A 12970-nucleotide genomic window follows, 5' to 3' on the forward strand; every position below is an offset into this window, starting at 1 on the left:
CGTGTCACGTCTGGCTCAGGGCATGGCTGTGTGTCCTGTTTGGCCACCTCTGGAAACGGGAACACCAGCCCCTTGTAGACCGGCTCGAACGTCCGAACGTACCCGCACACCGAACCCTGTAGCCGCTCCAAAGAGCGGTCTGTGGCATCAGCCGCTGCATAGGGCCGCCACTGACTGTTCTCTCGCATCACCATGACACCCGTATCTAAACAAAACCTTGGTTTTCTTTGCGTCATGGCGTCATATCGTCGTTAGCTTCAGGCATGCCTGATGCGATGCACCTGCATCCGCACGGGACCCGCGCCAAGCACTGGCTCATCCTGGTCGAGGCCGGGCGGGGTCCATTGCTTGATGCAATGGAACGGCGGGTGATACCGGGGATCATTGGCACTCACCTGACTTGCCGCTACCTTGAAACGTTTATATTTCACCAAGCCGGCATGAGAGGAGCTCACCTCCAAGGCCAGAGTGGTGAGGTTTTCACTCACTACAGGACGCGGAGAGTCAGCCTGTGCCGTCACCCAACACAAGATACCTCCTGCACCGGCTGACCGGTCAGTTCCGCGAAACGGCCAGGGAAGCGATGTATCGCCGGGAGATCGCGCCCAGGGTGCGGCTCGAATCCAGTCTGTCGCTCTGCGTGGCGGCGCTGGTCTTCGGCATGTTCGCCATCTCCGACTACCACTACACCGGCGTGAGCACGGAGCTCTATCTGCTGCTCGTCATGCGCCTGGTGGTGGTGGTCTCTTGCCTCGTTCTCGCTTTCCTGATCGGTCGCGTCGGCGACTATAACCGCCGGATCTGGCTACACGCCCTCCCCCTCTGGATCCTGGCGACGGGCATCATCCTGATCGTGCCCCTACGGCCCGAGAGTCTCCCCACCCAGGTCACCTCATTGCTAGTGGCCATCACGGCGTTCTACCTGCTGATCCCCAACCTCTTGCCCGTGGTGGCCATCGCCAGCCTCTATCTGAGCGTAGGCTTCCTGACCACGGCAGTGTCGGTGGCCGACATCTCTGTCGTGGTCACCCTGCGCATCCTGCTGCTGGTGATCATGGCCAACGCCGTGGGGTTCTTCGCGCTGCTGCGCCTGGAAACACTTCAGCGCAAGCAGTTCGCGCTCCTTCAGGACGAGCGTGTCCAGAACCGCCAGCTGGTCGAGGAGATCGCGCACCGCAAGTCGCTGGAGGCCCAGCTGCGCCAGGTCGCCGAGCAGGATGCGCTGACGGGCCTGGACTCGCGCCGCCACTTCATGGCGCGTGCCGAGGCGCTGCTGCGGCGCGCACGGCTCGAGAAGGCGCCCTTCAGCCTGTTCATGATCGACGTGGACCACTTCAAGGCCATCAACGACACCTGGGGGCACCGCCAGGGCGACACGGTGCTGACCGCCATCGCGGAAACCTGCAAGCGCTCCCTTAGGCCCCAGGACGTGATCGGGCGCTTCGGCGGCGAGGAGTTCATGGTCGCCCTGCCAAACACCTACCCTAAGGACGCGCGGGCGGTTGCGGAGCGCCTGCAGCAGAAGGTCAGCGAGCTGCCGGTGATAGACGCCATGCCCGACCACCGCCTGACCGTTACCGTCGGCATCGCCGGAGTTCTCGACGAGAAAACCGACCTGGGCGTCCTGATCAACCAGGCCGACCGCGCCCTCTACGCCGGCAAGCACGGTGGCAGGAACCGGGTCGTATTGGGCCACGAAGTGAAAGACGAGGTTTAAAGCAGCCCCCCGATACCGCTACCTACCTCACATCCCAACAGGAGCGGTCAGCGGCCCTGGCAGCTCCATGATGGCCTCCCGCGGAATCGGCCTGGTGAAAAAGCTGATCGACAGCCAGGAGGGCCGCCAACGCTGGTACCCCAACAGCCCGGTGCTGGTCACCAAGAACGACTACGGCCTGGGGCTGATGAACGGCGATATCGGCATCACCCTGGACATGCCGCGCCCGAACACTTCCCCCAACGGTAACAGCCGCCGTCTGCTGCGGGTGGCCTTCCCCGCCGGCGACGGCACTGATCGCATCAAGTAGGTACTGCCCTCGCGCCTGCAAGCCGTAGAAACCGTCTTCGCCATGACCGTGCACAAGTCCCAAGGCTCGGAGTTCACCCACGCCGCCCTGATACTGCCCGACGCGCCCAACCCCATCCTCACCCGGGAACTGGTCTACACCAGCATCACCAGCGACCGCCACTGGCTGACGCTGGTGGAAACCGGCCGCGGCCAGCTGATGGACGCGTCACAGAGACGGGTGATGAGGGTGAGTGGGTTGGGGAGTTGATAGGCACCGGCTCCCTTATTAATGTCACGGACGCGACTCGCATTCTGGTCATCGGTGGAAACTCGAAGGTGAGACCGCTTGTTCCATTGGCATATCCACAAACGCTCATGTGTTCATTTGGATATGTTCATACTGTAAGTGCTCACTTGGATTGTAACTGGCTGCTTATGAACACGAACACCGCGGGATGCAGGCTGTGCTCGCTCAGGTATACTCAAATGGTTACGGTCTCAGAAGCCCATCGACAGGCAGACCGACGCGGCTCTACAGGATGAACGCCGAGGACGCACAGCTTGCAGATTATTTGCTCGTCTGTGTGCCCTGGTTTGTTTTTGCGAACCACCCGAGACGGCCAGGGGATAGACCAGAAGGCGGACTCGGCGTGGCTGTGCGTGTCTCTCAGGGAAGCAGGGGCATAAACCGGATCCCTACGGGAAGAGCTTGTCGACGCTTGGAAAGGCGCTCGCCGATGGATGGATATTGCTTCTGGTCCTCCCTAATGATATGACTTCAGGATATTATCGTTGACACTGAGGCAAAGTGATGGGGCAACCCATAAACTAATTCTGAGAATGTCTGGCATGATCTTTTTTTTCATGCAAATTTTAAATGGACATGAATCATCAAGATAAGCAGGAATAAACGATGTGGGATGAGATACCTCAGATTGAGCATCACAATGCCTCAGAACTTCTGAAACATTTTATTGCCAACCAAAGTGCGGGCATTATTTATAGAGGGCTAGGCCATCAGACTTGGACTCTCAGCCCATCAATTTCAAGGGCCACAGGGTCTCGCAAGCTGAATGCCATCTACGCTGATGACTCAAGGGCATTTAAGGAAATCGCGTACTTAGCAAGATTTGTAAATGCTTGCGATGATGCCGGGCTAAAAGTGGCTGGAGATAGCGACCAGCTAAGAGAATTTCTATTAGAACCAAGAGGGCCGAACAGTCATGGACGTGTCGTAGATTTATTTAAGTACCCAAGCCTTTGGCCGTCAGATGACAATGCTGTATTTCACTTCCTTGCACAAGCACAGCACCACGGGGTTCCTACACGACTCTTAGACTGGACAACTTCACCATTAGTTTCTTGCTACTTTACTGTTTCCCAGGCCATACATGAACGGAGAAGGCTGCTTTCACAGAGAGAAGATGCAAACCTTTCAGAGTGGATGCTCGCCGTTGTAGAACTTGACACAATTCAAGCAGCAGGATTCAAGGAAACCTTTAAGATTAGACATGCTCCAGGCTCCACCAGCCAGAACTTAGCCGCTCAGAAGGGGCGCTTTACGTTTATCAAAGGCTTTGAGCTTGGTGATCTTGATCTTTTGAATCATAGACATTCCCGGAACTACCTAAAAAGGCATCTTCTCCCTCTTTCGGAAGCATACAATCTGATGCGACAGATAGAAATGTTAGGAGTAACTACAGCGACACTCTTTCCTGGCCACGACGGTGCTGCGAAAGACTCAATTGAAACCATGCTTCTGGAAGATTTGGATCAGGAAATTAGGGATTTTTCCTCACCTCGAGTGTAGCAATCAAAAAGGCAGCCATCGTGCCAGCGAGGTTGACTGCAAATTCAGCATGTCGAGGACTCGGCTTAACTGGCCGAGGCCCTTGGCCATGAGCATCTCCAACTTTATTACGAAGCTCACCAAGACCAGTGACTATGTTAGAGCACCCTCCCAGAATACGCTTGAAGGTTTCCTCCATGTGTTGTTCTGGTGCAAGGTTCAGTGCTAGTGATGCCTTACGATACAAAGCTGGCAGGTCATCGCTTCTGCCTGAGTACTCCTGTCCCTCCACCTCCTCTATGATGTGCTTGCAGACACTTTCAATTAGAGACTTGGACATTGTGATAGCACCTTCAGGGTCCGATGTTCTTCGAGACAACGTCTTCTGCCAGGCCATATGGAAATGAGTCGAGTCAAAATTTTCAAGTGTATCGGTAATGGCCATGTCAGATGGAGCACCTACTTGCTCCAGCTTGTCGAGAAGAGGCCTAAACTCGCTCCAGATGAACTGTCTTCTAGGTTCATACTGCTCGATTTTCTTGATGAAGCTCCAGAACTGGCTTGGTGAACGGCATGTCTTGACCATCTGAGGAACGAGCTGCGCTATGCTTGGGTCATCTAGCAAAGCGGCTCGAATCTGAAAGTATTCGAAATCGCTAGCATCCCCACCTGTGGCGCGGGCCACCATCATGTTCTGCATTGATTCAGCTTGCTCTAGTAGGAACTGTCTATCCATGGATTGTCCTCAGCGATTGAGCCCATTTGCCAGCACCTCAGGCACAACTGTACAATTCCTCGTAATCGCTGGCTACGCGAGTGACTACAGTAGCGGCTACAGATGGCTACCTAATTCGCGCAACCAACTGATTTTACTAGTAATTTTTTGAGAAGGGGCGATTCCCTTCACCCGCCCCAACGCCCACTCCTGAGTTGTCCAGACACGTCCCCCAGACCGTCTAATCGGCTGGCATCAAAGCATTCTGCCATCCATTCATGTACACGTATGAAGCGGCATAAAGGCGAACAGCATGTATGGTATGGCGTGAGGTATGCTTAATGAAATAAAGTTTAGTTAGCGATTAGCGTGATCAGTTAACGGCTTGATTAATATAAAAGGTAGAGGCTTCGAAAGATCGTTAGGTAAGCTGATATGAGACCAATAGAAAACCATCCTGTAGCAGGCATTTTCTGTTCACAGCCATGCCCGTGGTTGACAAAGGTAAGGTAGGGCGAGAGACTGACTTTATCTATAACTTCAGTGGTGGGAAACGGTGGCACTCGACTCTTTTGGAATTAACTTTTTGCTTAGCTATGTTATTCCCGGTTTAGTGGGCGTGCGCATCTGGGGGCTTTTGCATCCTTATGGAAAGCAATCTCCAAATGAGTTGATTCTAAATGCGATCGTGTTTGGTGCCATATGCTTTAGCATTATTAGTATCTTTCCGGATGAGGTGTCGATAAATTTAGAAGGCTTTTCTTGGGAGTTTAATTTAGCGGCGCCTCCATCTATATTTGCAATAGTTGTTGTCCCATTTATGGTCGCGAAGGCTTGGTCTGTTCTTAGCCGCCGCTTTCTTTTGTTCAACCGACACCCCAGCAAAATCGCTTGGGACTATACTTTTGGACAATACTTAAATGATAAAAGTGAAGGGCTGATTTTGTCGGTCCATTTGAAAAACGGAGAAGTGATAGCAGGTCAGTTAGACAAGGATGCATTTTTTTCTGATTTGCCAGACAACTATCAAATTCTTCTTGATATTGAGTACCATGTGGACGAGGATGGATTTCCTACAGGTCCTAAAAATGGATCTGCAGGTATCTTGATAATGGATTCCGAGATATCACATATACAGTTCATAAGTGGTGATGAGAGGTTTGATTATGACAAAGCCGAAGGGTAGTAACCATAATGGCAGCCGTGGAAGCCTGAGGAGTAATTCCGGTAAAGTTACAGGCGGTCATCAGCCGGGACGCGTTACTCCGACGGGAACAGGTGAAAGGAAAACTCCAGCAAAGCCACCGAAAAAGAGTTGAGAAAATGACAAAAAAATCAACAGGTAAGCCAATCAATACAAATGATGGATATCAACCTCAACAAAGAGGGTATATGCCTATGGGGAAACAACAAGGCAAGTCTTCTGAGAATAGCGTGGCTAAGCAGCCCGCTAAGGTGCCCAAAAAGTCTTAGCGTAAAAACCTATAAAATAATAGCTTTGCTTGAGTAACCGCTAAGACTCTTTATGAAAAGGTTCGATCTTATAAGCCCGGGGCCCCTTGGGCATTTTTTTTACTTCAAAACTCACTGTGTCCCCAATAACCACATCGGCATCACCATCAACAAAGTCTTCATAGAAGAAAAAAACATCCTTGCCTTTTTTTCTTCGTATAAAGCCAAATCCTTTTAAGTTGCTGTAATGGTTTATTGTTCCAGTTTCGCGTTCCGTAACTTCATGTTTCATCAAAAACTATTCCTGAAAAGCAGCTTCGAATTTGCTTTCTAAGCGGTTTGGAGATATCCGGGCGAGTTCTAGATAAAATTCCAAGGTCATGAATCATCTTGTTGACAGACTTCTTGGTGCCTTCGTTATAGCTGATCTTGTTAGCATCCTTTCTTCTTATTAGTTTGATCGCCTGTACTCTTAATGTTTCTGCTTTAGCATCATCGTAAAGAGGGAGGACGGATTTTAGTCGCTCCCTGAGCTTCTTCGACTCATTGTTATGCCCGAACCTTGCTAGCTTAGCTACGAGCCCAGATGCTCTGTTCCAGATTTCATGATATTCTTCATTATATGGGTTTTCAGAATGCTTTTTCTCGACGATATGAACTAAATGTCTTATCTCGTTGCGCTCTTTTTTTCTTAGCTTTGGCTTCCCATGCCTTACCCAAGCTCCTGTTACTTCATATGTTGATCCAATATTTGTTTTGTATTCCACTTTTGTCTTTTTGTTATTAAGGTTGAAGTCATACTTCGTCAGCATTGCAATTACAAGAGCTATCGCTCCTTCTCGCTCTTCCCGGCTAAGAGATTTTTTGGATGAAAGAGTGATGTCGTCTAATAGACGTGTGTAGTTTATTCCACGCTGGCGAAGTTTTGAAACTACTTCATATTCGGAGTTGTGGAAAATCAAGTTGGCAACGTAGGAGGAGGTGCAAGCGCCTTGAGGAAGACGACTTTCAAGTGACACTAAGCTTGTGAGGGTAGAGCTAACCTCTTCACTGAATTCAAAAAGATTTTTGAATATATCTTTTATGTAAACTTCACGTGTGTTGGGAAAGAAGTCTTTAATATCTAGGCTGATCAGTGTTTCTGCTTTGGCATGCACTGAGGCATTGCTTATATAGTCTCTGGGTTTTTGTGTATCTTTGATTCCACCCATCAGGTAGGAGGGATAGTGCACGCGGGTAAAGATTCTAGAGTTTATCTTTTTCTGTATGTGTTTTAAGCTAGGCTTGGGTTCATATACCCAGCGAGTTTTGTTTTTGGTCTCTACTTCAAAAGAGACATATGAGCTTTTTGATTTTTTTGCTATCGATGTAAGAAAAGAAGCGCGGACACCCAGCACCTTAGCTAGAGTGTCAACGCTCGCAATTGATCCGTTTGGGTAATATGGCTTATCTGCCATTAAGCATCGTCCATGAAGATTTAAGGTGAAGCTAAGTATTAGATCAATCGACTAAGTATGTTCGCAACCTGCTCCGTGAGATTCTCATGGTAGGCTACGATCAAGTGAATCAAACCGAAGATGTAGTATCCACTGCGAATTGTGCGGCGGATAATCTCACTCACTCCAACTCCTTCTTGATGCTGCCTATCTCTAGGTGAAGCATCAAGCTCTTCGTGACTATTACTGATGCGAACAATAATGGTTTTTTCGATTTTCATCGACAACTCTCCTCAGTTTCAGCCAACCGGTATTGGTTGACTGGCCAGACCGAGGTGTGTCGCACTTGCAAAGAATGTAATGTTGGAAGTGAGTTAATACTTAGCTTCTTGCCAGACAATTGTCGCAATATAAGGCTGCAAAATTGCACACGCTTGCCTGCGCGACCGAGGGCCCCCGGGAGGGCGGTCATGACTTCTATGCTTATTGATAGAAGTCGCTAGAGCTAGACTCTAGCGTCGATTTCTTTGCTGCAGTAATAGCCATTTCTTAAAGAGCGGAGAGGCTGTGTGCAGCCCCAAGTGCACTTTAGCAGTCGGCCGATAGCTCATCAAGGCTGTTGCATCTAATACGTAGGTCTGTAGCCACCGTCAGTTGGAAATGATATCCAGCTTTCTCCTCCAACTTTTTTTTAACGAAGAGGTGTTTCCACATCGCTGATGCTTGTTCGCAGCCTGACGAGATGACGGCTGTGCGAAAGACATGTGCCTCAGAAGCTGTGAAAGGACAGTATTCCCTTCTCCTGCTGCGTCGATGCCTCAAGCGAGGCCCAGTGTGCCAAGCCTCCAGCGCCCATGGGGGCACTATGGCCACTTTGCTTTTCAGCGGCCGACTGTCAGGTAAATACCGTCACACCTCATGCCGGGATGTGGCTGTCGGGGCCACCTCCGCGAACATGGTCGACATTGAGAGCTACGCCTGCCCACGCGCCTCAAAGTGCCGCTGGTGGTGCTGCGCGGCATCTCGGATGGCAAGGCGGCGCTCAACCACGTCGACGACTGGACGGAATACCTCCATGTCATCGACGAAAAGCTGGCCGCCGCGGTGGACCGGCTGGGGGAGGCGCTCGGCGAGGGCTTATTGACGGGCTGAGGCGCCACCGTCGAGGCCATAGCCACGGCGCATCACGGCGTACCCACCAGCTCCATATGCAGCAGCGGGTAGGGCTTGCCCAGCCCGTCGAGCGGTGAGCGGTCCCTGACGGCAAACCCCTTGTGCTGGTAGAAGCCCAGCGCTTGTGGGTTCTGTTCGTTGACGTCCACTCTGGTGGCGCCTTGGGCGGTCACCGCATCATCCAGCAGCAAGGAACCAATGCCTTCGCCGCGCGCATGCGGCGCGATGAACAGCATCTCGATGTTGCCGTCATGCACGCCGCAGAAGCCGAGGATTTCACCGCTTTCACCCCTGAAACAGGTCAGGTCTACCGCGCCGAAATACTGCTCGTAGATGAGTGGCTTCAGCTCCAGGAGATCCTGTTCGCGCAGGAAGTCATGCGTCTCCCTGACCGATGCCTCCCAGACGTCCAGCAGTTGCCGATAGTCTTGTTTCCCTACGCTCTCGACGTTCATCGAACACTCCCTTGTAGCGTCATATGCCGCCAGTTATTGCCTGACCGACCCAGCAGGCGACCATGCGAAGTCGCATCGGCCACCGCCGCTGGATAAAAGACGCTATGCCGCCTGCCGGTGTCAAATGAGGAACGCGCCGGTGAGCGGCGTGTGCCGCCGTCATCCCGCGGGGCCGAAGGTCTCGAAGTCGATTCGCTCGGCGTCGACGCCTTCCGCCTCCAAGCCGGCGCTCAGTTCGGCGAGAAACCCCGCCGGGCCGCAGAGCAGGTAGCGCGCCTCGGGCCCGGCCCCGAGGACGACGAGATCGCCCGCCGTGATCCGCCCCTGGGCCTGATAGTCAACGCCGGCCTGGTCCTCCGCGCGCGGCGCGCTGTAGTAAATGCGAGAGTGGATGCGACTCGTATTGGCGTCGGACGCGGCCACCAGTTCCTCGACTTCGGTCCGGAAGGCATGTGTTCCACCATGCTGCGTGCCATGCACGAACCACACGGGGCGGTCGGCGTCCTCGGCTACGAGCTGGTGCAGCATCGCCAGCATCGGCGTGATGCCCACCCCGGCGCTGACCAGCACCAGCGACTCCCGCGACGGCGGCACGACGAACGCCCCCGCGGGCGGGCGCGCCGAGATACGGTCGCCGACCTCGAGCCGGTCGTGCAGGAAGCGTGAGGCGAGGCCGTCGTCCTCACGCTTGACGCTGAGCCGGTAGCTCTCGGCGTACGGCGAGCCCGAGAGCGAGTAGCTGCGCCCGACCCGCTCCGACCGATCCGGTATCGCCAGCTCGACCGCCAGGTGCTGGCCGGCCTCGAAGGGCGGCAGCCTGCCGCCGTCGGCATCGGCCAGGTGGAAGGAGGTAATGCGGTCGCTTTCGGCCACCTTGTCGATGACCTCGAGCCGCAGCGGTGCCTCGTCTTGCCGATGCCACCTCAGTGCCAGCGCCGCTGGGCGGTCCACGACGCGCTCGACCGTCACCTCGATCAGGCGCTGTGCATTGGGGTCGTGACTGGCCTGCGGCGCCCAGTCGATCCTGGCGCGACCGGTGAGCTGCAACATGCCGCCCGTCTCGAAGTCGACGAACAGCAGCCCCACGCGCGGGTCGCGAAGCAGGTTGCCGAGGGTGTTGAAGAAGTTGTTGCCGGCGTAGTCCGGGATCTGCAGGGTGCGCTCATCGAGCACGCGAACGAAGCCGAGCTCCCCGCCGCGATGCGATGCATCGTACCCGCGGGCCGGGGGCTCGCCGCCGAAAGCCGCATCCGCGTCGGCGCTGACACCGGTTCCGATGAAGAAGGTGTCGGCCGAGGCGATGCGTGCGCGCTGCGACGCCTCGAGGCGGTGCGATACCCGCGCGTCGACGGGCGATGGCTCGACCCGCCGCCATTCGCGTTCGCGGATGTATTGCGGGCAGTTGCCGAAGCTCTGGCTCACCTCGACGACGAAGGCATCACCCGCGGGGCGCATGCTGCCGTTGGCCCGGTTGCGCCGCCGTGTGGCGAGTTCGATCCCGAGCATACCGATCTCGGTGCCGGCGCCAATGGCCTCGGCCAGCGGATCGTGATCGGCGAGCGTGGCGGCGATGGTCAGCGTGCGCGGATCGGGCGAGGCGATGAAGCCGTCCTTCCCTTCCAGCATCGTCACCCACGGGCGCCCCTGTGCGTCGCCGGCGGCGACGACCATGAAGGGCAACGCCGCGAAGAATTCCCGGTGCTGCTCGGGCATGCGGTCGCGAATGAAGCTACCGGCCGAGCGGGCGATGTGTTCCACGCCGGCGCGCCGCTGGGCGTCGAGCTCTCCCGCATGGAAAGGCGTGTCGTGGCGAGACGTCGTATCGGATGTCATGCCTGCTCCCTCTCGAGTGTCGTGGGCTCGGCGCGCCTCGTCTCAGGCGAGTGACAGCGAGCGCGCCATGCCGATGAAGCGAGGCAGCGCCTCGATGCGTGAGAGCCAGGCGCGAATGTTCGGGTAGGGCGCGAGACTCACGCCGCCCTCGGGGGCGTGGGCGATGTAGCTGTAACCCGCAATGTCGGCCAGCGTCGGCCTGTCGGCCGCCAGCCAGTCGCGGCCGTCGAGGTGGGTGTCGATCATCGCCAGCAGCTCGTGCGCCTTGGCCTTGGCGGCCTCGTGATCGAGCGGCGCACCGAATACGGTAACCAGGCGTGCGGCGCAGGGGCCGGCGGCGATCTCGCCGGCGGCAATGGAGAGCCAGCGCTGCACCCGCGCCTTCTCGAGCGGATCGGTGCCGATCCAGGTGGCGGGCTCGCCGTAGCGCTCGACCAGGTAGGTGATGATGGCGTTGGAGTCCGCCAGGGTGATGCCGTTGTCATCGATCGCCGGCACCTGCCCCAGCGGGCTGATCGCCAGATAGCCGGGCTCGCGGTGGGCGCCGTTGGCCATGTCGAGGTCGACGGTCTCGTAAGGCACCCCCAGCAGCGCGAGCATCAGCTCGACGCGATGGCAATGGCCGGACTTGGGGTTGCGATAGAGCTGCACGGAGGCGTCGTTGAGGGCATTGGCTTGCATCATGGCAGGGCTCCTTCCAGTGACGAGACGGGTCCCGATGGACCTCGGCGCCGAACCGCGAGCGCCCTGCCTCCGCCATGAAGGGCGGGCGCCCGCGATGCGGCGAGTTCGTGGCGCCCACTTTACGCATCGGCAATCTATGGAAGAATATACCTACAATGAAAGGTACTATTTTGAATTCTGAAACTATCTAAACCCTGAAACGCTGCGTTTACCCCGACACCATCGAGCGCCCATGGATCGTCTACAGGCCCTGAAAGTGTTCGTCGCCGTGGCCGAGGCGGAGAGCTTTGCCCGGGGCGCCCGCGCCACCGGGCTCAGCGCGCCCTCGGCCACCCGCGCCATCAACACGCTGGAGGCCGCGCTCGGCGCGCGGCTGTTCACCCGTTCGACCCGGCGCGTGCGGCTGACCGACGTCGGCCGGTCGTACCTCGCGGAAGTGCGGGACATCCTCGTCCAGCTACAGGCGGCCGACGACGCCGCCTCGGGAGCGGCCAACACGCCGGTCGGACAGCTGCGCATCACCTGCCCCCAGGAGTTCGGGCGCATCTATGTCACGCCGCTGATCACCGACTTCCTGGACCGTCATCCCCAGGTGCGCGCCGAGGTGCTGATGCTCGATCGCATCGTCAACCTGGTCGAGGAAGGCTTCGATCTCGCCGTGCGCATCGGCCACCTGCCCTCCTCCGAGCTCACCGCGGTGCGCATCGGGCAGGTCCGGCGTGTGATCTGCGGCTCACCGGACTATTTCGCCGCCTGGGGGCGCCCGCAGCGGCCGAGCGATCTCGCCTCGCATCGCGTCGTCTCGCTGGCCTCGGCCGCGCCGTCGCGAGAGTGGCGATTCGGCGCGGATGGCGCCGAGACGGCCAGGGTGAATCCCCAGCTCTCGGTGAGCAGCGTGGCGGCGGCCATCGGCACCGCCAAGCGGGGCTGGGGGCTGTGCCGGGTGCTGTCCTATCAGGTCGGCCCCGACCTCGCGTCCGGCGAGCTCGAGACGGTGCTGGAGGCTCACGAGCCCGCCCCGCTTCCGATCCACCTCGTGCACGTGGAGGGGCGCCGGGCCGCGGCCAAGGTGAGGGCCTTCATCGACTTCGCCGCGCCGCAGCTGCGTCGAATCGAGATACTCCGGTAATGCCGTGAGTGACGTTTTCTGCACCTGTTGGCGGCCGCCGACATCGGCAACGCCGAGGGCACGACGGCCGATCTCGCTGCCGATGATCTCGGACTCGGCGGACGCCCCATCAGCGCCATCGCGATCTTCTTCACGGACACGACCACCGCCGCGCTGCGTTTCACCCAGCGACACGGGGGCCTAACATCAGTATCTCACCCCCATGCACGAAACCGGCCCCACCTCCTTCGACGATCTGAAGCGAACGATAGCGTCCTTGCCCACACATCCTTGACACCTTGGCGCCAACGCCCCTG

The 12970-nt window shown here is 56.7% G+C and carries 12 protein-coding genes and 1 pseudogene; 6 read left to right on the top strand and 7 right to left on the bottom strand.

Annotated features, from left to right (window positions below):
• Nucleotides 1-511 precede the first annotated feature (511 nt).
• From LU493_RS00780 to LU493_RS00790, 3 genes and pseudogenes are all read left to right on the top strand, one after another.
• Nucleotides 512-1717 (top strand): GGDEF domain-containing protein, encoded by a 1206-nt coding sequence (locus tag LU493_RS00780; protein WP_275285873.1) that lies wholly within the window; start codon nt 512-514, stop codon nt 1715-1717.
• A gap of 118 nt (nt 1718-1835) precedes the next feature.
• Nucleotides 1836-2276 (top strand): annotated as a pseudogene (locus tag LU493_RS00785) (ATP-binding domain-containing protein); the annotation flags it as partial.
• 645 nt (nt 2277-2921) lie between these two features.
• Nucleotides 2922-3818 (top strand): FRG domain-containing protein, encoded by an 897-nt coding sequence (locus LU493_RS00790; protein ID WP_275285874.1) that lies wholly within the window; start codon nt 2922-2924, stop codon nt 3816-3818.
• On the opposite strand, the gene LU493_RS00795 is transcribed toward LU493_RS00790, so the two are convergent.
• Complete coding sequence (locus LU493_RS00795; RefSeq protein WP_275285875.1) at nt 3790-4533, bottom strand: abortive infection family protein; 744 nt, start codon at nt 4531-4533, stop codon at nt 3790-3792. The two genes, LU493_RS00790 and LU493_RS00795, sit on opposite strands and share 29 nt — an antisense overlap.
• A gap of 535 nt (nt 4534-5068) precedes the next feature.
• Between LU493_RS00795 and LU493_RS00800 the strand changes: the two genes are divergently transcribed.
• On the top strand, nt 5069-5698 hold the full coding sequence (locus LU493_RS00800; protein ID WP_275285876.1) for a DUF6338 family protein: 630 nt from the start codon (nt 5069-5071) through the stop codon (nt 5696-5698).
• A gap of 327 nt (nt 5699-6025) precedes the next feature.
• Here LU493_RS00800 and LU493_RS00805 read toward each other — a convergent pair whose 3' ends face one another.
• The 3 genes from LU493_RS00805 to LU493_RS00815 are packed head-to-tail and all read right to left on the bottom strand — an operon-like array spanning nt 6026 to nt 7681.
• On the bottom strand, nt 6026-6256 hold the full coding sequence (locus LU493_RS00805) for a retron Se72 family effector protein (protein ID WP_275285877.1): 231 nt from the start codon (nt 6254-6256) through the stop codon (nt 6026-6028).
• On the bottom strand, nt 6246-7421 hold the full coding sequence (locus LU493_RS00810) for a reverse transcriptase family protein (protein WP_275285878.1): 1176 nt from the start codon (nt 7419-7421) through the stop codon (nt 6246-6248). The genes LU493_RS00805 and LU493_RS00810 overlap by 11 nt, the downstream gene beginning before the upstream one ends.
• Nucleotides 7422-7459: 38 nt before the next feature.
• On the bottom strand, nt 7460-7681 hold the full coding sequence (locus LU493_RS00815) for a hypothetical protein (RefSeq protein ID WP_275285879.1): 222 nt from the start codon (nt 7679-7681) through the stop codon (nt 7460-7462).
• 715 nt (nt 7682-8396) lie between these two features.
• On the opposite strand from LU493_RS00815, the gene LU493_RS00820 reads away from it, so the two are divergent.
• Nucleotides 8397-8552 carry a hypothetical protein gene (locus tag LU493_RS00820; RefSeq protein WP_275285880.1) on the top strand — a complete coding sequence of 52 codons (156 nt, stop codon included), beginning with the start codon at nt 8397-8399 and terminating at the stop codon, nt 8550-8552.
• A 32-nt stretch (nt 8553-8584) separates the two neighbouring features.
• Here LU493_RS00820 and LU493_RS00825 read toward each other — a convergent pair whose 3' ends face one another.
• The 3 genes from LU493_RS00825 to LU493_RS00835 all read right to left on the bottom strand — a co-directional run bounded on the left by LU493_RS00825 (nt 8585) and on the right by LU493_RS00835 (nt 11545).
• Nucleotides 8585-9028 (bottom strand): GNAT family N-acetyltransferase, encoded by a 444-nt coding sequence (locus tag LU493_RS00825; protein WP_275285881.1) that lies wholly within the window; start codon nt 9026-9028, stop codon nt 8585-8587.
• Nucleotides 9029-9187: 159 nt separating this feature from the next.
• A complete protein-coding gene (locus LU493_RS00830; RefSeq protein ID WP_275285882.1) occupies nt 9188-10861 on the bottom strand; it encodes a pyridoxamine 5'-phosphate oxidase family protein in 1674 nt (557 codons plus the stop codon).
• Between the two features lie 42 nt (nt 10862-10903).
• Complete coding sequence (locus LU493_RS00835) at nt 10904-11545, bottom strand: glutathione S-transferase family protein (protein WP_275285883.1); 642 nt, start codon at nt 11543-11545, stop codon at nt 10904-10906.
• 232 nt (nt 11546-11777) lie between these two features.
• Between LU493_RS00835 and LU493_RS00840 the strand changes: the two genes are divergently transcribed.
• Nucleotides 11778-12674, top strand: coding sequence for a LysR family transcriptional regulator (locus LU493_RS00840; protein ID WP_275285884.1), 897 nt, complete (start codon nt 11778-11780; stop codon nt 12672-12674).
• Nucleotides 12675-12970: the final 296 nt, after the last annotated feature.

The organism is Halomonas elongata, assembly GCF_029081005.1.
Lineage (GTDB): Bacteria > Pseudomonadota > Gammaproteobacteria > Pseudomonadales > Halomonadaceae > Halomonas > Halomonas elongata_B.